The 19565-nt window shown below is 44.0% G+C and carries 21 protein-coding genes; 6 read left to right on the top strand and 15 right to left on the bottom strand.

Going from position 1 to position 19565, the window contains the following annotated elements; all coding sequences use genetic code 11:
• Window positions 1-127 precede the first annotated feature (127 nt).
• The gene (gene hemQ / locus LOZ80_RS00830; RefSeq protein ID WP_189011428.1) at window positions 128-874 is read left to right on the top strand and encodes a hydrogen peroxide-dependent heme synthase; all 747 of its coding nucleotides are present in this window, start codon (window positions 128-130) and stop codon (window positions 872-874) included.
• Between the two features lie 118 nt (window positions 875-992).
• On the opposite strand, the gene LOZ80_RS00825 is transcribed toward hemQ, so the two are convergent.
• Window positions 993-1274, bottom strand: coding sequence for a hypothetical protein (locus LOZ80_RS00825; RefSeq protein ID WP_189011430.1), 282 nt, complete (start codon window positions 1272-1274; stop codon window positions 993-995).
• A gap of 27 nt (window positions 1275-1301) precedes the next feature.
• Entirely contained in the window at window positions 1302-2492 is a 1191-nt protein-coding gene (locus LOZ80_RS00820) for an NAD(P)/FAD-dependent oxidoreductase (protein ID WP_238169656.1), read from the bottom strand.
• A gap of 418 nt (window positions 2493-2910) precedes the next feature.
• Between LOZ80_RS00820 and LOZ80_RS00815 the strand changes: the two genes are divergently transcribed.
• The gene (locus tag LOZ80_RS00815; RefSeq protein ID WP_238169655.1) at window positions 2911-3912 is read left to right on the top strand and encodes an NAD(P)/FAD-dependent oxidoreductase; all 1002 of its coding nucleotides are present in this window, start codon (window positions 2911-2913) and stop codon (window positions 3910-3912) included.
• 330 nt (window positions 3913-4242) lie between these two features.
• Here LOZ80_RS00815 and LOZ80_RS00810 read toward each other — a convergent pair whose 3' ends face one another.
• Window positions 4243-4398, bottom strand: a complete 156-nt coding sequence (locus LOZ80_RS00810) for a sporulation histidine kinase inhibitor Sda (RefSeq protein WP_238169654.1) — start codon at window positions 4396-4398, stop codon at window positions 4243-4245.
• A gap of 341 nt (window positions 4399-4739) precedes the next feature.
• Here LOZ80_RS00810 and LOZ80_RS00805 point away from each other — a divergent pair, with 341 nt between their 5' ends.
• Complete coding sequence (locus tag LOZ80_RS00805) at window positions 4740-4901, top strand: mechanosensitive ion channel protein MscL (RefSeq protein WP_189011436.1); 162 nt, start codon at window positions 4740-4742, stop codon at window positions 4899-4901.
• Window positions 4902-4945: 44 nt separating this feature from the next.
• On the opposite strand, the gene LOZ80_RS00800 is transcribed toward LOZ80_RS00805, so the two are convergent.
• The 6 genes from LOZ80_RS00800 to LOZ80_RS00775 all read right to left on the bottom strand — a co-directional run bounded on the left by LOZ80_RS00800 (window position 4946) and on the right by LOZ80_RS00775 (window position 10362).
• Window positions 4946-5626 (bottom strand): glucosaminidase domain-containing protein, encoded by a 681-nt coding sequence (locus LOZ80_RS00800; RefSeq protein ID WP_238169653.1) that lies wholly within the window; start codon window positions 5624-5626, stop codon window positions 4946-4948.
• A 440-nt stretch (window positions 5627-6066) separates the two neighbouring features.
• Window positions 6067-6480, bottom strand: a complete 414-nt coding sequence (locus LOZ80_RS00795; protein WP_238169652.1) for a HesB/IscA family protein — start codon at window positions 6478-6480, stop codon at window positions 6067-6069.
• Between the two features lie 191 nt (window positions 6481-6671).
• Window positions 6672-8093 (bottom strand): hypothetical protein, encoded by a 1422-nt coding sequence (locus LOZ80_RS00790; RefSeq protein WP_238169651.1) that lies wholly within the window; start codon window positions 8091-8093, stop codon window positions 6672-6674.
• Between the two features lie 242 nt (window positions 8094-8335).
• Window positions 8336-9163, bottom strand: a complete 828-nt coding sequence (locus tag LOZ80_RS00785; RefSeq protein ID WP_238169650.1) for a hypothetical protein — start codon at window positions 9161-9163, stop codon at window positions 8336-8338.
• A 501-nt stretch (window positions 9164-9664) separates the two neighbouring features.
• On the bottom strand, window positions 9665-10036 hold the full coding sequence (locus LOZ80_RS00780; RefSeq protein WP_189011440.1) for a HesB/IscA family protein: 372 nt from the start codon (window positions 10034-10036) through the stop codon (window positions 9665-9667).
• Between the two features lie 149 nt (window positions 10037-10185).
• Window positions 10186-10362 carry an aspartyl-phosphate phosphatase Spo0E family protein gene (locus tag LOZ80_RS00775; RefSeq protein ID WP_238172870.1) on the bottom strand — a complete coding sequence of 59 codons (177 nt, stop codon included), beginning with the start codon at window positions 10360-10362 and terminating at the stop codon, window positions 10186-10188.
• A 340-nt stretch (window positions 10363-10702) separates the two neighbouring features.
• On the opposite strand from LOZ80_RS00775, the gene mqnE reads away from it, so the two are divergent.
• Complete coding sequence (gene mqnE / locus LOZ80_RS00770) at window positions 10703-11803, top strand: aminofutalosine synthase MqnE (protein WP_189011442.1); 1101 nt, start codon at window positions 10703-10705, stop codon at window positions 11801-11803.
• Window positions 11804-11847: 44 nt separating this feature from the next.
• Window positions 11848-12912 carry an NAD(P)/FAD-dependent oxidoreductase gene (locus LOZ80_RS00765; RefSeq protein WP_238169649.1) on the top strand — a complete coding sequence of 355 codons (1065 nt, stop codon included), beginning with the start codon at window positions 11848-11850 and terminating at the stop codon, window positions 12910-12912.
• A 1-nt stretch (window position 12913) separates the two neighbouring features.
• On the opposite strand, the gene LOZ80_RS00760 is transcribed toward LOZ80_RS00765, so the two are convergent.
• Window positions 12914-13168: a YuzB family protein gene (locus tag LOZ80_RS00760; RefSeq protein WP_238169648.1), complete on the bottom strand. Its 255-nt coding sequence runs from the start codon at window positions 13166-13168 to the stop codon at window positions 12914-12916.
• A gap of 95 nt (window positions 13169-13263) precedes the next feature.
• Between LOZ80_RS00760 and LOZ80_RS00755 the strand changes: the two genes are divergently transcribed.
• The gene (locus LOZ80_RS00755) at window positions 13264-13509 is read left to right on the top strand and encodes a NifU family protein (protein ID WP_028558591.1); all 246 of its coding nucleotides are present in this window, start codon (window positions 13264-13266) and stop codon (window positions 13507-13509) included.
• Window positions 13510-13927: 418 nt separating this feature from the next.
• Here the strand turns inward: LOZ80_RS00755 and LOZ80_RS00750 are convergent, their stop codons facing one another.
• From LOZ80_RS00750 to LOZ80_RS00730, 5 genes are all read right to left on the bottom strand, one after another.
• The gene (locus LOZ80_RS00750; RefSeq protein WP_238169647.1) at window positions 13928-14719 is read right to left on the bottom strand and encodes an SDR family oxidoreductase; all 792 of its coding nucleotides are present in this window, start codon (window positions 14717-14719) and stop codon (window positions 13928-13930) included.
• A gap of 7 nt (window positions 14720-14726) precedes the next feature.
• Window positions 14727-15437, bottom strand: coding sequence for a Cthe_2314 family HEPN domain-containing protein (locus LOZ80_RS00745; protein ID WP_238169646.1), 711 nt, complete (start codon window positions 15435-15437; stop codon window positions 14727-14729).
• Between the two features lie 34 nt (window positions 15438-15471).
• Window positions 15472-16434, bottom strand: coding sequence for a DMT family transporter (locus tag LOZ80_RS00740; protein ID WP_238169645.1), 963 nt, complete (start codon window positions 16432-16434; stop codon window positions 15472-15474).
• Window positions 16431-18191 carry a UbiD family decarboxylase gene (locus LOZ80_RS00735; protein WP_238172869.1) on the bottom strand — a complete coding sequence of 587 codons (1761 nt, stop codon included), beginning with the start codon at window positions 18189-18191 and terminating at the stop codon, window positions 16431-16433. The genes LOZ80_RS00740 and LOZ80_RS00735 overlap by 4 nt, the downstream gene beginning before the upstream one ends.
• A gap of 442 nt (window positions 18192-18633) precedes the next feature.
• A complete protein-coding gene (locus LOZ80_RS00730; protein WP_238169644.1) occupies window positions 18634-19533 on the bottom strand; it encodes a COX15/CtaA family protein in 900 nt (299 codons plus the stop codon).
• Window positions 19534-19565: the final 32 nt, after the last annotated feature.

Raw genomic sequence — 19565 nt, 5'->3', positions numbered from 1 at the left:
CTACGAAATGGTACAGGTAAAGTGTACACAAATTGAACATTTCATTCTTCACCCTTTGTTCATTTGCCCTTTCCCCATGAATTGGATACAATGTAGGGGATATTAGCCTTGAATGGAGGAACCACTCATGAGTGAAGCCGTACAAACGCTGGAAGGCTGGTATGCGCTGCATGATTTCCGTCTAATCGATTGGAACGCATGGCATGCTGCAACCCCACAAGAGCGTAAACACGCAACAGAAGAGCTGAACACTTTCCTGTCCCAGTGGCAGCAAGTCGAAAACGATAAAATCGGCAGCACAGCCGTTTATAGCATCGTTGGTCAGAAAGCCGATTTCGTATTCATGCAAATGCGTGAAACACTAGAAGATTTGAATGATCTTGAGAATGCCTTCAATAAATCCAGCTTCGCTGCTTTCACAATTCCGGTCTATTCCTATGTATCTATCGTCGAATTAAGCAGTTACCTGGCCAAACCGGGAGTTGATCCTGCGGAAGATCCGGAGCTGCAAGCACGCTTGAAGCCGATTCTGCCAAAAGCGAAGCATATCTGCTTCTATCCAATGAACAAACGCCGCGATGGCAATGACAACTGGTACATGCTCCCTGCGGATGATCGCAAAACGATGATGCGCAGCCATGGCATGATTGGACGTACATACGCTGGTAAAGTAAAACAAATCATCACCGGCTCTGTCGGCTTGGATGATTGGGAGTGGGGCGTTACGTTATTTTCCGAAGACCCGCTTCACTTCAAGAAGCTCGTTTATGAAATGCGTTTCGATGAAGTGAGCGCTCGTTTCGGCGAGTTCGGCGACTTCTATGTCGGCAACCTGCTTTCACCGGAGAAATTCGCCAAACTGATTCAAGTTTAAGATATAGTCAAAAAGTGATAGACCCCCGTGGTCTGTCACTTTTTTTGTTCATTCGCATACATCAAGTATAAAAAGAAGCACTGCCCCGTAGTGAGCAATGCTTCTTATCGCTTCAATTCTATTCCTCATCGTCATCATCGCGCAGTGCCGCCGCTAGCTCGGCTTCCAACTGCGCTTTGCGCGCCAGATAAACTTCCGTATCCCGGTCACGTTGACGGCCTTTCTCCTTGAGACGTTCAATGGCAGGAAGAATCAGAATATCTATTTCTTTTTGTACAACAGCTACATGATCGTACCGTTTCTCAGTCTCTAAGAAGTGACCGACCTCGATCAGGGCGTTGTAACGATCCAGTTCATCCCGGGTAAGAAGTCCTCTTACTTGGACACTGCAGTGCCGCATGGCGATCCCCCCGTTGTTTGAAGATGACTAGAAACGACCTTTGCGAATTACAAGCGGAATACCGCCGATAATGTAAAGGTAGCGCATATCAACCACTTTTTTCATCATGGCTGCAACGTTGCCTTTCAATTTACGGGAGCCAACAATACCGATCGCTTGACCTTTGCCAAGTGAAGCTACTGTTCCTTTATTGGAGAACTTGAATGTCTTCATTTGCGATCCGCGAATGGAAGCAATCAGGTTGTGCGCGACAGCTTCCCCTTGCTGCATCGCGATTTGCGCTGTTGGCGGGAAAGGTCTGCCTTCATCGTTCATCACGATGGAACAGTCACCTACCACATAGATGTTGTCGAATTGAGGAGCACGCAAATGCTCGTCAACTTTGATCCGGCCGCGCATCGTTTCGAAGCCTGCTTCATCCAGCATGTGGTTGCCGCGGATACCGCCCGTCCATACCACTGTTGCTGCTTTGATGAACTCATCGCCGGCAATCAGAACACCCTCAGGCGTGCATTCTTTGATTGCTGTACCGATTTTGAACGTAATGCCTTTGTCCGTCAGTACTTTCATCGCATACTCAACAAGCTCTGGATCGAAACCTGGCAGTGCGGTTGGTGCAGCTTCAATATTATAAATCTTCACGAGGGAAGGATCTACGTCGAACTCTTTGCACAGCTGTGGAATACGGTCAGCAAGTTCACCAATGAACTCGATGCCAGTGAATCCAGCTCCACCGATCACGAATGTCAGGTAATCTTTGCGGTCCGGTTCACGCTTGAATTTGGCGAATTGATATTCAATGTGCTCACGAATGAAACGAACACTATTGATACTGCGGATATTCAGTGCGTTTTCTTTAAGTCCCGGGATGCCGAAAGTTTCCGCCTCGCCGCCGAGACCGATAACCAGATAGTCGTAAGAAAGCGTACCGTCTTCGAGAATAACCTTTTTCTCGTGCGGACGGATTTGGGTTACGGTGGATTTCACGAAGTCCACTTTAAATTCATCGATTAATTTCAAAATGTTCACGCGTGCATTTTCAGGATTATCCGTTCCTGCCGCAGGCATGTGCAGATGGGTAGTGATATAATGGTAGTCATGCTTGTTTACGAGCGTAACGTCAGCTTCATTGTAATTTAACTCTTTTTGCAAACGAATCGCAGAAAGAATCCCGCCATAACCGGCGCCCAAAATAACGATTCTTGGTATTCTACTCATATCTCTCTCACTTCCATATCCGTATTTATAGTCCTATGATCTCTCTATTTTGTGAAAAATTACACAAACAGCTTCAAAAGTAGTATACTGCTTCTAGTTTGCACTCACGGGCAGCGAATTATGATGAAACAGGCTGAAATTCGTCACAACATGCGTAAAGCGATTCTCATGATATAATATAATTTTCATAAGTAAATATCAAGTGCTATTTTGGCTTAAAATAAGGCGTGAGGGGCATTCTAGCTTGTCCATGCATTGTAAGCATAACTTATCATATATATAAGCGATTTATATAAAGAAATCACACTTTTCTGTTTCCTTCATTTAAAGAGACGTTTATAATGGTATAATGATTGTGACTGTACTGAGAATTATTCTTACTCACATCAAAGGAAATGAATCGGAGGAGTTTAAGCAAATGAGCCAGAAAGAAACAAATCAAGACATCGTCGATATTATTGTAATTGGTGGCGGCCCTGCTGGGATGTTCGCTTCTTTTTACGCAGGTATGCGTCAAGCATCCGTTAAAATTATTGAAAGTATGCCGCAGCTCGGCGGGCAACTTGCAGCCCTTTATCCAGAGAAGTACATCTATGATGTAGCAGGCTTCCCGAAAGTGACTGCACAGGAGTTAGTGAACAATTTGCTTGCTCAGATGAAGCACTTTGCTATCAATGTTTGCTTGGAAGAGAAAGTTCACCAAGTCGTGAAAAACGAAGAGCGCCTGTTCGAAATTACGACAGACAAAGGTACTCATTACAGCCGCGCTGTTATTGTTACTGGCGGAGTTGGGGCTTTCGAACCACGTCGCTTGGAACTTCCTGAAGCAGCCCAATTCGAGAAAAAGAACCTGCATTACTTCGTTAGCGATTTGAATGCATTCGCTGGTCAAAAAGTATTAATCAGCGGCGGCGGCGATTCCGCAGTTGACTGGGCGTTAATGCTTGAACCGATCGCTGAGAAAGTTACCTTGATTCATCGCAGAGATAAATTCCGTGCCCATGAACACAGTGTTGAGAACTTGATGAACTCCAAGGTTAACGTCGTAACACCTACAGAAATTACGTCATTGCAAGGAACGGACCGCATTGAGAAAGTGACGCTGAAAGACATCAAATCCGGTGAAGAAACGGTGCATGATGTAGATGCCGTTATCATTAACTTCGGTTTCGTATCTTCCCTTGGACCGATCTCCGAGTGGGGCCTTGAAATCGAAAACGGCTCTATCGTTGTCGATTCCCGAATGGAAACGAACATTCCGGGTATTTTCGCTGCTGGGGATATCACAACCTACCCTGGTAAATTGAAATTGATTGCAGTTGGCTTCGGTGAAGCGCCTACGGCGATTAACAATGCCAAAGTCTACATTGATCCATCAGCTAAACTTTCACCTGGACACAGCAGCAACCTTAAATTTTAATCATCTTTCTACATAAAAAGGGGTATTCTATTCCTAATCTGCCGATTAGGAGGAATACCCCTTGTCTTATATATGTCCGGTTTGTAATGGTTGGCAAGATTGTCAAACGGAATGTCCTCAATGCGCACAGCTTGCGAATGACTGTGGTAAGTTAAGTGATTATGTCGGCCCCTACTCGCCCTACCAAGAGATTGATTCATTCACTCTCTCCTCAGTATCGGCAGAAGCCAATCAACCAGCAGAGTGTGTCCATCTGGTGGCTTGTCCCGCCTGCCAATATAGCTTTACACGCACTATTCAAACACTATGATGACTGGTTAAATTCAGGTACTAATTAAGAGGCGTCTCATCTTTCATGTACACTTGCAGCTTCAAATTCCTTCTTTGAATTTCTGCGAACAGCAGGTCAACAAAATCTGTTTCTAATCTCAAGTCCAGTGCTTTGTAGTAGGAATCGATCAATGTTTCATCGCTAATTTGTCTCACTGAAATCACCTTTATCCTATAATTTGTAATTATATTATCATGGGGGCAAAATTAGAACAAGCGTTCCGTTATCCACAGAACATTGTGTATATCCTGTGGGTAGATTGTTGATATGTCCTTAAATCTCTTTAAAAGTACAGGGTATAATGTGTATAAAGTTATACACACGCTAGGTTCCCCTCAAATCGATAAAAAAAATTGATCACTTTTTCGTGTTCTTTTAACTCTCACTTAACAAAACATTAAGGTTGTTCACATATTTGAAAAGAAATTTTAATCGTCATTTAACATTCATCGCATACAATGATAGTAGAAAGACAAATCAAAGGAGTGAACTGACCATGCTCGTATATGACATTGTAGTAAACGGAGAAATTAAAGAAACGATTAAACCTCGTAAAAACCGTCTGAAAGAAATCTATTCATTTATGTTGGAACAAAGCAAGCTTATGCAAGCTAAATATGGAGAAAACGTTAAAATTAAAGGCCGCATGGTGTATTAGGATCGTATCCTAACTTCACCCGCAGCCCTTTTTTTTACTCGACCTTAAACAATCCCCTTGCGATGCAGCACGGTTAACAATCGATAGAAATCGTAGCTGCCATTCTGCGGCGAGTCGATTAAGCCTGCTTGAATAGCTGCTTTCACTGCTGCCTCAGCCCAATCAGGTATAGTATCCAGTGCCATTCGCCCTTCCAAAGCGGCAACTTTGTTTTGCAACGCCTCGATTTGCTCCTGCAATTTCTCCAGCATGTCTGCAACCTCCTCATCGTATTGTGTTAACTGATTGGTTTGAATGATGGTCATTAGCTTCTGCGCATAGGCCGGGTCCGTGGCATATCCACTGTTGGATAAAGCTAGTGCCTGCTCACTTGGACTATCTGCCGTTCGAACACCGGCGTATCTTGACGAGCTAAATAGCAGATCCTGATCGCGAAACCCCGCTTCAATCGTGGGGTACGCCCGAAAATCACCAGGCACGTTATCCTGCCTCGTGCCATCGATGACTTCCCACGTAATCGTTGAGACGTGAGCGCCTTGCCAATAAGGTGTCAGCACCCCTCTGCCCACTTTGTAACCGACTAGGTTATTCCACGCGTTCACACTTCCACCCGTCTCCAGAATCGCCTGCGCAATGCGCACAGATGGATAAATCGGAGAACCTTCTAAACGAAGTTTCACCGCAATAGGCGCGATGAGGTCAATAAACGCTTGCCTTGTGGCCATTCCATCACCTCCTACTCCACTTCTATAGTTAACTCTTCTTTCTATATATTCTATTCTTTCATGTTCGCAAATGGTTCCGCTCATGCTGCTGATAGATCCGTCTCTTCTTAGCAGCAACACCCAGTAAGGGAACTGGAGGACGCTAATTAGGCAAAAAGTAGGCATACGAAGGGTATAGCGGAACTACAGGGTCTTATTTCCACAAAAAGTATTGAAATTCCCATGAAACAGCAAAATAGCGGACTGTAGTTCCCTCAACCTCCCGATAATGACACTTTTGGCTCGAATAGCGCACCATAGTTCCCTTACGTCCCCGCGAGGCAGTTGGAGCAACTCCGCTTTCACTCCAAAACGTATAATATTAAAAAAAGACCTTCCAATCAGTGGTTGCCCACCAATTAGAAAGTCTCATTTAAAACATCTCAATTGCAAAGAGTTTATTAAGCTTCTACCTTATCGTCGCACTTCTCAACCAGTCCCTCTTCATCCTTCACTTTGAAGGAAGGGCCGCACCCACACGATGCTACTGCATTCGGGTTGTTGATGGAGAATCCGCCGCCCATACCTGCGTCCGTGTAGTCAATTTCTACACCGTACAAAAGCGGGCTGGTTGTTATGTGGCTGCGTATTGAAGCTGACGACATGGGGTAAGTATAGATAAAAGGAACCTTACCGAAGACGAGTAAGGTTCCTTTGCGTTGTTCAATGAGGCTATATAATATAAGTATTATTTCTTTGATTTCTTTTTCTTGGATTTTCTTTCCACGTTTGAGACTGTTGTTTGAGATACACCTAAAATCTTTGCTACTTGTTTTTGGGTGAATTTTTCTTTCCTCAGGCTTATGTTGTCTCAATTCTGCTTTTCTTATCTATTGGAATCTTTATCTCCTGGTGCAAACCTTGTCCTAGTTCGGTTGTTTCAAGTGCTTGAAAACTACCTGTAAAGGACTTTAACCATTGTCTACTGGACTTCATTGTTAAGAGATCAAACAGCACTAAGATTGACTCCTATAGCGTCTGGCTATGAATAAAATACGAGTTTTATTTATTCATTATTACTACAATCACATTCATTAATTATCTTTGATATTCTATTGTAGTTCGACAAATCGACATTCGGAATACTTAATATTTTTTCTTTGTTGTTACAAATAATACGCTTGCAACTTTCTTGATAAATTTTTCCATTAGAATATGAAGAAGGATTACTTCTATAAGCCATACTATATTCTAGGCTATCAAGTGCGGAATTTAAGGTTTTAATGCACTCAATGTCCCAGTCTAAATAATTAAAACAACATTCTATGTAATGAGATTCATCTGAAACTAATTTATGATAATTATCATATTGTGAATTTGAATCTGTCTTAAAGAACCAAGGTGATTGTTCAAAAATATATTTTTTGAAGATATTATTCTGGTTAAGTATCCGCAGTTTTCTTTCGTCTGGTTCAAAGGAAGCGATTAAAGCGATGGTACGATATAAAATTTTATCGAAATAAATACCATTATACCTGTCTAATGTTTCGACTAATAATTTCCAGAACATCTTCTGATTATTATCTAAAAAATAGAAAGGTTCACATAACCAATCTGATAATCTCTCCACTATAAATTTTGAATCGACCGAAATAGCCAATTCGAGTACTTGTGGGAAATATTTATAAAAGTTAAAGAAATTAAATGGAGTTGCTGAAATTTCTTCAATAATACCTTCTATAATATTTTCATGTTTAGATTCAAGTATATCCTTCCAAAAAGTAATATTAGATTCCTTTACTAATAGCTTACTTGGCTCATTTTTTCTTAAATTAGTAAATAATTCATGGAAGAAGTTCTTGGATTTTTTCTTAATAGTTACGTTTAAATCGTTTATTATTGCGGTTACTCTTTCTGGACTCACTATATCAGGATAACTATAGTATTTATATATATTTTCCAATTCTTTTAATGTGTACTGCTCACCACCTAGGACATAAAATTTATTCAAGTTATCAATCAAGTAATTCCAAAAAGATTCTACGGTTGAACTATCAATGGTTACTTGTTTTTTTGCATGTACGCAATCATTTCTAATGTCTCTCCAATAATTATAAGCTGACTTTGTCTGTTCCCCATTAGTAAAATGTAAAATACCAATAGGTTTTCTATTGTTTTCATCCGCACAAGAAGCTTCAACAATAGTATTTAAGGAGCTTTCCCAACTATCATCATTCTCTAATTTCTTAATAAGTTCGTTTTCCCAAAACAAAGGATTTGGATTGGAACTGACAGCTTCTTTACCATAAGGACATTCTAATATTCTATTTCTTACAATAGTTTTAAATGCTAGATAAGACATAACAAATGCAGACTTATAAGCCCCAATTTTGTAGCAACGAACAGATTCTTCAAAAAAATCATGTGCAGAGTCTGATTCCTTAAATGGTTTGGTTTCCTCAGCCCATTTTTCGATTCGAAGTTTCATAAGAATAGCCCCCACTATATATTTTTTTGTAATTGTAATAAATATACAATTAATTCACTTTATAAGTAAACATTTGTCGAATAATGGAACTCTACCGTATACTACTTTGAAATCGTCTTTGTCCAAAAGATAGTCTAGAATTAATAGACGCTCAGGGACAATCCTAGAGCGTCTGATTTGATGCTATTCGCCTTCTCTCACTTTATGAAAGAAGAATTTATATAAGACATACTCCCACCAATCTATGGACTATCATACGGGACTTTTAATACTATATGTTTACTTGGTTTATAAACAACTTCTGATAAATCCAATTTTGGCATTTTATATCCACCGCTAGGCTTTGACCACTTATCTTTTTCATCCCAAAAGTATTCTTTACCTAAGTTTTTGACTACTTCTCTTTCCAAGTCAGTGCGCTTAATTAAATTTACTGGATGATCGTTAAGAGTTAGAATGAACGCACCGTTATCTAAATATTCTAGTTCACATCTATCTGAATTTATTTCTTTTTTAATATTAAGCACTTCTTTATAATCATTATTAAAATATGTCTGCCAGTGAAGTCTAGGTATACATTTGCCAAATCCCCAACCTTTGTAACCGCTACCTAAAGAATTGTCATCTATACTGCATTGACCATACAAAGCGTCTAGTTTTATGCAAAGATTTAGCCACATTTCTCTCAATATATTAAAATATTCCTTGTTCTCATAAACATCTAAGTCATTACATGCTAGATAAAAATCCACACGATTAATTGCCATGTAGCGGTTATTTTCATACATACCTTCGGGGCATTTTGTCCAAATATAACGTAGATTAAATATATCTTTAATTTTATATACTTGTACATATCCTTCATACAGATAAGTAGCCGGAACTTGGGCTATCACTTCTTCAAGTTTATCGAAGGAAAATTTGCCTTTGTTTTTATATTTATTGATCTCATATTTTGTAGGCACAAGCTGTTTCGGAAGTTTTTCTATTTCAGAAAATAAAAATCTGACCAAATCTTCTTTGCCCAAAAATTTAGTTGTATTGAGACTAAAACTAAGGTATTTCCCCATAAATTACTCCATTTCTTACTGAATCTTAGTGTCATCATTTAGGATGTTAGAATTGCATTACCATACTTCTCCACTTTTGATTTACGAATGTCGGGCTTAGAATTGTACGTTTTTGACCAAACAGTTTGTTTAATAGTGACATAGCCTATCTCCTAACATTTGTGGGGTAAAGTTTGATTGGTAGGAGTTATTACCTAACTTTACAGTAAGATTATACCATGTACTTTCAATTTTGCATCCAGTACAAACAATCTTGAATATAAAGCTACGACTCCATTAACGTAAAATGTTGATATTTAATTTTGTCTGGTTCTTAATCTTCGATCTTTCTTTTTTAACACAACAAAAAACCTCCTAAGACAAGTGTATTTGCACCATACACAAGCTTGGAGGTCGTAATCCGCAACCCAGAAATCGTATTTCTAGGGTTGTGTAAATTCAATGATTGCGGATTGTCGATTTTCCCACTCAATCCATAATCACTTCTCAATATCTTTGGTATTAAGCCTCAACCTTATCGTCGCACTTCTCAACCAAACCCTCTTCATCCTTCACTTTGAAGGAAGAGCCGCACCCACACGATGCTACTGCATTCGGGTTGTTAATGGAGAACCCGCCGCCCATACCTGCGTCCGTGTAGTCAATTTCAACACCGTACAAATATTTGGAGCTGTCATCGTCAACTACGACTTTGAGACCATGTATGTCAAATACTTTATCGTCAGCCTTCTGATCATCGTCAAAGCCCATGCCGTAGGAGAAACCACTACAGCCTCCCGCTTTTACGCCAAGACGCAAGAACAGGTTCGATGATTCTTCAGATGCTAGAAGTTCTTTAATTTTATCTGTTGCTGATTCACTAATGTTAATCATAACGGAAATCCCTCCCTAGAAGTTCTCTTTTAAAAAGAAAACTGGCATTATCCATTTGCATTTGTAATGCTTACTTTCAAGTATACTCCTAATCCACGCATAGCTCAAGGGCAGCTGCGTAGTGTTCAGTAACCAGAATAGCCAGCTCTTTACTGCTTAGGTCGCAAAGCGTAGTACTGCAAGAGCAACAGGTCCAGCTCCCGGCTGCACTGTTGGACATCTGGGTGCAGAAACCCATGTGCGTTGCCGAGGGAAACCATCTGGCTTCTTAACTGCTCGATTTCTATGTTCAATCGTTCCTGCGGTTCGGTCACGAAAAATGGCATCACGATATAATCACCTTTTAACCCTACGTAATCACATTGCAATAGTATACAGGAATTTGTTAATATTGGGAATAACATTTTCTGAAAATAAATGAAAATTTTCTATCATTTCGTAGATTGTCAATTTATCTTCATCATCCTGATGTTGCCCCTCCCAACGCGGAGGTTTATAATAGAAGGGATGGTTTGTACGTTTATGAATCAAACGGGTGTGAATTCCTGAACCGAACTGGCTGACAGGTATGCGAGCCACTCACATCGCAAGGCGCATTGAATTCTTACTGAGCTCTATGCGTCCATTCAGTATGGGCTTTATTTTGTATTCATAGGAGGAGTTAGGATGAGTGTGATCACCACAGACCCCATCAAACGGATGGCGGAGATTGCTGAGAAGGTTGAGAATGGCGAACGTCTTAGCATGGAAGATGGACTCTTTTTGTATGAGTCCGACGATCTACTGACTATTGGTCAATTAGCAAACAAAGTAAATACGCGAATGAACGGGAACAAGGTTTATTTTGTCCAAAATATGAGCTTGTACTTCACGAATGTGTGTGAAGAGCATTGTGCTTTTTGTCATTTCCGCCGCGATGAAGGTGAAGAAGGCTCCTACACGCTCACACCGAGCCAAATGTTGGATTATGTAGCCGAGAACTTCAATCCCGAAATCAGAGAGTTTCATATCAGTCAAGGGCATAACCCTCATTTGCCTTTTGAATATTATGTGGATTGCATTCGTCAATTGAAGCAAGCTTATCCGGATGTAACCATTAAGGCGCACACCGCGGCTGAAATTGAATTTTTCTCCCGGATCAGCGGACTTAGCTACCGCGATGTCCTCAAAACGCTGATGGATGCTGGCTTATCCACGCTTCCAGGCGGAGGAGCCGAAATCCTGACCGAACGGTACCGCACGAAAATGAACGTGGAAAAAGCTTCCTCTGAGGAATGGCTTGATGTTCATCGCAACGCCCACCTACTGGGCATGAAAACACATGCAACGATGCTGTATGGTTCTATCGAAACCAAAGAAGAACGTATTCGCCATATGATCCTCCTGCGAGAACTGCAAGACGAAACCGGAGGTTTCCTTGTCTTCATCCCGAATTCCATTCAACCGGCAAGCAAGAATGCGGGTCTCAAGCGACGCGTTCCTGCCTGGGACGAGCTGAAAACCATTGCGATTAGCCGATTGATGCTCGACAACTTCCCTCATATTAAAGCTTATTTCATTAATATTGGTACCAAATTAACACAGCTGTCCTTCACCTTCGGAGCATCTGATGCGCATGGAACCATCGTGAAAGAGAAAATTTCGCATGCAGCAGGGGCTCTATCGCCTGAAGGTCTTACGCGCGATGAGCTGGTTTGGTTAATTCAAGGCGCAGGACGTGTTCCTGTTGAACGTGATACCTTTTATAATGAAATCAAAGTTTATTAGTCATACTAGAGAAGAGATATTGTTCAGAAGGGATATTGGATAGCATGAAAAAGTTTGTCATTCTTGGAGGAGGTTATGGCGGTCTGACCATAGCCTTGAACATGTTGGAAAAGGATCTGCCGGAAGACACGGTGTTGGAATTGATCGACCGGAGCCCTTTTCAAGGACTAAAAACAGAATATTACGCCTTAGCTTCAGGAACTATCGCTGAAACTCATATTCGAGTTGCTTATCCGGATGACCCTCGGCTGCTTCTTACGTATGGAGAAGTCTCTTCTGTTGATTTGAACAGCAAGCAGATTACTTTCACAGACAAAGAGCCCATCACTTATGACTGGTTAGTCATCGGACTGGGCTGTGTGGACAGTTATCATGGCATCATTGGTGCAGAGGAATATTCATCCAGTATCCAAACACTTGCACAAACACGTGCTACCTATCAACGCATTAACAACATCGCCCCTTATGGACAAGTGTCAATTATTGGCGGTGGACTAAGTGGTGTAGAAATGGCAGCAGAACTGCGTGAAAGCCGGGCTGATCTGAACATTCGTTTGATTGATCGCGGGCCCAGCTTGCTCTCAGCGTTCCCGAGTAATCTACAGCAATACGTGCGCGAATGGATGACAGAGCATCATATTGAATTACGTCCACAAGTCTCGCTAGTTCGTTTGGATGGCGGGGATTTATACAATCAAGAAGAAATTATTCGCACAGATGCAACGATTTGGACAGCTGGCATTCAGCCTAATCCCATTGTCGAAGCGCTGAATGTGCCCAAAGACCGCCAAGGTCGCATCGTGCTAAATGAATACCACCAAATAGCCGAATATCCAGAAGTGTATGTGGTTGGGGATTGCGCTTCACTGCCATTCTCACCGAGCGCCCAAGCTGCGCAAGCGCAAGGCAAGCAAATTGCCGAAGCCATGCAAGCGATTTGGAAAGGCGACACACCGCGTCTAGGTAAAATAAAGCTAAGAGGCACCCTTGGATCTCTCGGCAAGAAGAGCGGTTTCGGGATTATGGGTAAACGTACGCTGATGACCGGTAAAATTGCTCGTGTTCTCAAAAGCGGTGTGCTGTGGAAATCCAAGCGCCACTTCGGGTAAATTAGTCACCAAGAAGATCGTACATCGCTTCAATCGTTTTAATTTTGGCTATAATGAGTTCGTGGAGAGCATCGGCGCTTTCAGCCGCAACAATTTCGCCATTCAACAGCGCATAGGGTTCCATATAACATTGCCCGCAATTGCCTAGGCAGCCGTATTCGATAACATCATAATCTGGATCTTCTTCCAGTGCTTTCATGACTTTGTCGGTACCATGGTGCATATTGCTTGCACAAAATTCAATGATCGGTCTCATAATAAAAATTCCACCTTATGTTGATATTCGAGTTGAAAACCATTTTCATTTAAACAGTATTGTACTATAATAATAAAAGAAAGGAGATGAATCAAATGACTGAAAAAACAAAAGAAGCAATTTATGATGAAGTCCTTGAGGTTTTAGATAAACTCCGTCCTTTTCTACAACGCGATGGCGGTGACGTTGATCTCGTTGACGTAGAAGACGGTATCGTGAAGCTGAAACTCATGGGTGCTTGCGGAAGCTGCCCGAGCTCAACAATTACGTTGAAAGCCGGTATTGAGCGTGCACTTGTTGAAGAAGTTGAAGGTATCACTGAAGTCGTACAGGTATTCTAATACGACTATATCATAAGAGCTTACCAACTGTTGTATGGATTTTTCCACAATTCCATACAACAGTTGGTATCTATAATACGAGCTTCACAGCCATCCTGCATTTGGATGGCTTTTTTTTCATTCGGGGCGAACATCCGATAGCAAATTGAGGTAAAGGGCCACACCTCGACCTCTCCATAACCTCTCCGTTAAATGCAAGAAACCTAGCCTGCGGGGCTAGGTCATCTACAATTATGCGCGAACTGAATTGGCGTTATCGAGTAGCTTACAGGTGGAATGGTGACCGTTTACATGAAATAACGCTTAGGCAATTCGCTAGATTTTCAAAATGAACGATTTTGAGCGAATAAAGGTTATTGAGTTCGTAAGAGGGCGCTGGTTCTGGTCTGGTCCCGCTCAGGTTCTGCTCAGATCCCACTCAAGTTCTGCGCTGGTTAAGCGCAGGCAACGGTTGAATCGGATCCAATCCTCCAGAGATATCCATGATATTGCCTGTAAGGAAATCAGATGCCGGCAAACAGAGGAAGTCGATTACACGAGCCACATCTTCGCCTGTCCCCGGTCTTCCCACTGGGGTCTCCTCATCGATTTCCAATCGCGCTTCCTCCATCTTACGTTCCTTGTTCTTGCCCCGAATATCTCCCGGACAAATCATATTGACCGTAATCCCATGGCTTGCCTCTTCCTCCGCCAAGGTTTTGGTGAAAGAAACCAAACCTACTTTGGCCGCGGCATAGACAGCACGATGCGTCCACCCCCTTGCCTCGGCAGCTTTGCCAAAGCCAAAGTGAATAATGCGGCCCCAGCGTCTCTCGCGCATCATGGGCAGAACGAGATGATCCAGCTCCATCACACCGAGCAAATTCCCACGCATCAAATATTCGATTTCATCGACACCATAATCAGCGAAGAAGCGCCGTTCCCGGAAAAAGGGCCCTGCATTATTGACAAGAATATCGATTGGCCCCAGCAGTGAAGCGGTTTGCTCCACCATACGGACAATATCCTCCCGCTTGGCAACATCGCCCTGAACGGCTAGGCTGCGAACACCCATATGTTCCAGTTGAAGGACTAGCTCAGCAGCTTCCTTTTCACTATTTACATAGTTAACAGCGACCTGACATCCCCGCTGGGCCAGGGTCAAGGCGGTCATTTTACCGAGCCCCTTCGCACTGCCTGTAATAAGAACGGTTCGGCCTTTTAATTCCATGGTCCACTTACCCCTTTGCCACATTTGCCGTAATATAAGTAAACGCTATAAGTAAGGTTCGGCATGCCATATCAAATCCCTGCTGGAGGTCTACAACATTGGATCTGACGTTTTCAACGTGAATCCGATCTCCTGGATACGGCTCTTTTTGCAAAAGATCATCCAGCATCTCGGCATTGATATAGTGAATCTCCATATTCCTTTGGTTACGCAAGCGATCCAGCGCGGCTTTGTGATCCATTTTCAAATTGTACAGTTGAACTTCCAATGAACCGTGAATATGTTTCTCATGCATCCGACGCAGAACGGTAAAATACGAAAATCGAGATTTCAACGTCTCCGTTTTCAACTCGAAAAGATCATTCATAAACGTACCCAATTTATCTAAAATGGAAAATAAGCGAATAAGGCCATTCTTATAAAAATATACAAAACGATGATACGATTCCATCTCCTGAGCATCCATTTCTTCAAGAAAGGCTTTGTGAATAAGCTCAGCGTAGCGTTCACAGCAATATTTGCTTTGTTCCAGCTCGTCCAGCGCATCAATAAAACCTTTGCTCCAGATGGCTTGTCTATGATATTTGGCATATTCCGATGTTACGTGGTTGTTCTCTCTCGATTCCAAATGTTCAATATATACTCTAACGGCATTGCCTGCTTCTAGAAGAAGCCCGCTATCCACCCGTTTCGGTTCATTAAACAGTACGCGCAGCATCAGGGCACCCCTCCATTGATTAAAATTGTAAAATTCAAGCTTTCTCGCTAGTATGCTCACTCATTTCTATTTTCCGCCTAATGGCTTGCGCACGGTCCCTCTGAACCAAATACATAGCTGCAAGCACCCCGACACCGCCAAATACTTGATTCAACGAAATCGATTCATGCAGAAAAAAGTAGCCTGCAACAGCTGCTGTTATTGGAAGCAAATAGCCATACGCAGAGGATTTGAACGGTCCTAGCTTGGACAGGCTCCAATTATGAATTGAAAACCCTAATGCTGTAGCCAGCAGGGAAGTATAGATTAAGGTAATCCACCCTGTGGATGAAATCGCTGCCAAGTAGGCGCCGTCTGCTCGCATAAGCACAAAGGGCAGTAAGGATAAGGCGCCTGCTGTCATTTCCAGGGAAATGAGCAAAGGCAGCGGATATCGCACGACCAAGCGATTCATCCCAATCAGATAGATGGCTCCCATCACACTGCGCATGACGAGTAAGATATCCCCTTTGAACGTATCTCCTCCGAGGTGAAAACCATCAGGTCCACCCGAAACGATGATAATGACACTGGCCAATGCAAGGGGAATCCCGAGCAGAATGCGCCAAGTGAGGCGAACCTGACCTGCGATCAAGGCAAAAATCACCGTGATGACCGGCATAAAGCCTCTGCCTAGGACGGCTCCATTGGCTGAATTGGAAAACTGCAGCGCATATTGCAGAAGTGCTTCCATGCCTACTGCATTCAGAATCCCCAATCCGCATATGAGCAAAAGATCTTTGGGATCAATCTGCATCCGGAGAGAACGGGAACGATAATAGAAGTAAGTATAGACCCAGAGGATTGGAATCATACTTGCGAAGCGAAGTCCGTTGAACACGAGGGAATCCCATTCTCTCCCCCCGATTTTTAGCGAAGCTAAATTAATCCCCCATAGTATGTAAACAAGGACGAAGCCGATGTGTGGATAAAAGGAACGAAGCCGCTCTGCATTCATGCGAAATATTCCTTCCAGCGGCGATCAACCAGTCCCACGATATCCTCGCGTGGGAACAATTCCGCAGGATGCCCCGGCTTCCTTCGAGCATCAATCACTATCGGCAATTCATAAGCGATATGATGATGTTTCACTTGCGATGCAGCATACATATCGCTAGCCGGATTAAAGCATGTGAATACCGTCCACAAGAACTTGGTTTGGTCATTCACGATGGCGCTGGCCTCATCCACCAGGATGATCAGCGGCCAATCAGTGAGACGGCTTGCCGCATTCGCCAGCAAGCGTTGAGGCAGTTCCGGCTCCGCCGCGTAGGACGCGCCTGAGACTACCAGACAGCCGCCGCAATACACGGCAATATCTTTGATCTCGGGCAGCTCGCCTGCGGCGTAAGCCCTTGGCAGCTCGCGCACAGGCACCCCTGTGCCGAGGAGCACGGCTTTACTGCCGCGATTGAGCTGGTTATCTGTATGATCAAGCGTTCCCTGCGATGTTTGGTTGAAAATGAGCAAATCCTGACCTGGATCAAAACGTTCGAGCACGCTCTCGAGCAGTTGTTTGAAATTGGCCAGTTCTACTGGCTGATCCGTGATGATCAGAAATTTCGTGAGCGACAGCTGGCCCTCGCCCAAAATCCGAAATGCCGTGCCAAGCGCTTCACGGCTGTAGCTCTCGCGGACGACAGCAGCAGTTAACGGGTGGAACCCGGTCTCAGCGTACGTCCACAGACTTTGCACTCCCGGCATCGCCAGCGGCATCACGGGCCCCAGCAGTCTTTGCAAGAATTCACCAAGGAAGTAATCCTCTTGGCGCGGTTTGCCGACGATCGTCGCCGGATAAATCGCGTCTCTACGGTGCCACACATGATTCACATGGAAAATGGGGAAATCAAGGACGCGTGAATCATACCCTAAGTGGTAGCCGAACGGCCCTTCGGCACGTCTAGTATGGGCCGGAACGACGCCGCAGATCGCAAACTCCGCCTCGGCTGCGAGGCGGTGCCCCCCATGGGGATTCTCCACCATGGGAAGCTTCTGACCAAGGATGAGCGAAGCGAGCATCAGCTTAGGCAGAAGCTCAGGCACCGGGGCAATCGCCGCAGCGGTGAGCGCGGGCGGGCCGCCCAGGAACACGGTGGCGGGCAGCGGTTTCTCCCGCTGCTCGGCTTCGTGGTAATGGGCGCCGCCGCCTTTATGTATGTGCCAATGCATCCCCGTCGTCAAATCATCATATACCTGCATGCGATACATGCCCAAATGATGATGACGGCCGTCCGGATGCTCCGTATAGACGAGCGGCATCGTAACGAACGGGCCGTCTTCTTGCCAGCTCGTCAGGACGGGCAGTCCGGCGAGCGGGTGGTCGCGCTTAAAGCCGCCAAGAATGGGCGCTTGGTTGGGCTGCAGTTTCTTCGTACCCACCTTCAGCAGGTCGAAGAGCAATGATCTCTCGCCCCAGAGCGCCTGGGGCGTAGGCGGCAGCAACGTGTTTGTTGCGTTGATAACCGCTTTCATGAATTGCTCTGGTTTCGTGCCGAACGCAAGCTCAACACGACGCTTTGTTCCGAATAGATTCGTAACGACTGGGAATGCGCTGCCTATGACATTCGTGAACAGCAAAGCCGGTCCCTGCTCATCAATGACACGGCGATGAATTTCGGCAAGCTCCAGATTCGGATCCACGGGAACCGAAATTTCAATCAATTCATTCTCGCGGCGCAACACATCCAGAAAAACTCGCAAATTCGTTGAAACGATGAGAATCTCCCCCTTTTCCAAAATCGTCGTTCCTTTAATTATCGTGTAAGAAAAACGGCTTCGCCGCCCTGATAGATCAGTCTCTTCTTAGCGGCTAAGTACAGAGGGAGGGAACTAGGGGACGCTAATTAGGCAAAAAGCAGGGCTGCGAGGGTAATAGCGGAACTACAGGGTCTTATTTCCACAAAAAGCGTTGAAATTCCCATGAAGCAGCCAAATAGCGTCCTGTAGTTCCCTCAACCTCCCGATACTGACACTTTTGGCTAGAATAGCGTACCGTAGTTCCCTTACGTCCACGCGAGGCAGCTGGAGCAACTCAGCATTCACTTCAAAACATACAAACTCTTATAATTTAATAAAAGGAAATAGCCTTCCCTAAGAAGGCCTTCTCTTCCACAAAGCTTCCTGTGCATCATGCTCCCAAGGAGCTCGCTCGACACCACTAAGCTTTGCGGTCATATAAAGTTAAGACGCACAGATAACATAAGAATCCGAACATACAAGCGACAATAACCGCATGGATCATGCCAGTGAATAGATAGGCCACTTCATTGCCCATCGACCAAGTGACAACCGCGCCGCTAGCCACTTGCAGGGAAACAAGAATGAGCGACCATTTGCTGCCAAAGCGCAGCTTGTCCGAATCGTGATAATGCTTTTTCGCTTGCAAATACAGAAACAGGATACAAATAAAGAGCAGCAGCGCCGCGATGCGATGAGTAAAAACAATCCCCGTAGAACCACTTAATTCAGGGATGACTTCGCCATTGCATAGAGGCCAGCCTGAGCAACCGCCCGACGAAACCGTATGGCGTACAAATGCCCCCAAATACACAACAACATAACTGTACACCGTTGTAATCCACACGATAGCTTTGAAGCTGCTGCGGATCGCGGTATTTCGCTGGAATTGCCCCCACGATGTAAATACAAGGGCCAAGAGCAATGAAAAAGCAAAAGCTAGCAAAGAGAGTCCGAAATGAAGCGCCAGTACGAGAGAAGACTGCGGCCATACAACAGCCATTGCCCCCATCGCCGCTTGAATCAGTGTCATCAATACGGTGGCAGAAATAAAAAATTTAGCATCTTTACGTTTCACATAGCGAAAAACAAGAATGAATGTGGCAACCAGAATTAAGGTTACGATACCAACCACTAAGCGATGGCTGTACTCGATCATCGATGAGATCGTATGCGCAGGGACGAATTTCCCATGACATAGCGGCCACTCATCTCCGCAGCCTCTGCCTGCGTCCGCCTTGGTAACCAAGGCGCCCATAGCAAGAATGAGAAACATGCCGATGGCGGAAAGATTGGCTAATCTTTGAATCAGTTTTTGCATGATTGCACCTACTTTTATGTCGTGACTTCTGT

The organism is Paenibacillus sp. HWE-109, assembly GCF_022163125.1.
Lineage (GTDB): Bacteria > Bacillota > Bacilli > Paenibacillales > NBRC-103111 > Paenibacillus_E.
The sequence above is the reverse complement of the archived record's forward strand: the minus strand, read 5'-3'. Positions and strand labels throughout refer to the sequence as shown.

Bases quoted from the DNA above. Each gene is read 5' to 3' on its own strand.
- LOZ80_RS00800 (WP_238169653.1), bottom strand. From the start codon at position 5,626: ATGGCCACAAGGCAAGCGTTTATTGACCTCATCGCGCCTATTGCGGTG.
- LOZ80_RS00820 (WP_238169656.1), bottom strand. From the start codon at position 2,492: ATGAGTAGAATACCAAGAATCGTTATTTTGGGCGCCGGTTATGGCGGG.
- LOZ80_RS00825 (WP_189011430.1), bottom strand. From the start codon at position 1,274: ATGCGGCACTGCAGTGTCCAAGTAAGAGGACTTCTTACCCGGGATGAA.
- LOZ80_RS00765 (WP_238169649.1), top strand. From the start codon at position 11,848: ATGAAAAAGTTTGTCATTCTTGGAGGAGGTTATGGCGGTCTGACCATA.
- mqnE (WP_189011442.1), top strand. From the start codon at position 10,703: ATGAGTGTGATCACCACAGACCCCATCAAACGGATGGCGGAGATTGCT.
- LOZ80_RS00790 (WP_238169651.1), bottom strand. From the start codon at position 8,093: ATGAAACTTCGAATCGAAAAATGGGCTGAGGAAACCAAACCATTTAAG.
- LOZ80_RS00760 (WP_238169648.1), bottom strand. From the start codon at position 13,168: ATGAGACCGATCATTGAATTTTGTGCAAGCAATATGCACCATGGTACC.
- LOZ80_RS00780 (WP_189011440.1), bottom strand. From the start codon at position 10,036: ATGATTAACATTAGTGAATCAGCAACAGATAAAATTAAAGAACTTCTA.
- hemQ (WP_189011428.1), top strand. From the start codon at position 128: ATGAGTGAAGCCGTACAAACGCTGGAAGGCTGGTATGCGCTGCATGAT.
- LOZ80_RS00745 (WP_238169646.1), bottom strand. From the start codon at position 15,437: ATGCTGCGCGTACTGTTTAATGAACCGAAACGGGTGGATAGCGGGCTT.
- LOZ80_RS00785 (WP_238169650.1), bottom strand. From the start codon at position 9,163: ATGGGGAAATACCTTAGTTTTAGTCTCAATACAACTAAATTTTTGGGC.
- LOZ80_RS00755 (WP_028558591.1), top strand. From the start codon at position 13,264: ATGACTGAAAAAACAAAAGAAGCAATTTATGATGAAGTCCTTGAGGTT.
- LOZ80_RS00805 (WP_189011436.1), top strand. From the start codon at position 4,740: ATGCTCGTATATGACATTGTAGTAAACGGAGAAATTAAAGAAACGATT.
- LOZ80_RS00775 (WP_238172870.1), bottom strand. From the start codon at position 10,362: ATGCCATTTTTCGTGACCGAACCGCAGGAACGATTGAACATAGAAATC.
- LOZ80_RS00750 (WP_238169647.1), bottom strand. From the start codon at position 14,719: ATGGAATTAAAAGGCCGAACCGTTCTTATTACAGGCAGTGCGAAGGGG.
- LOZ80_RS00740 (WP_238169645.1), bottom strand. From the start codon at position 16,434: ATGAATGCAGAGCGGCTTCGTTCCTTTTATCCACACATCGGCTTCGTC.
- LOZ80_RS00730 (WP_238169644.1), bottom strand. From the start codon at position 19,533: ATGCAAAAACTGATTCAAAGATTAGCCAATCTTTCCGCCATCGGCATG.
- LOZ80_RS00815 (WP_238169655.1), top strand. From the start codon at position 2,911: ATGAGCCAGAAAGAAACAAATCAAGACATCGTCGATATTATTGTAATT.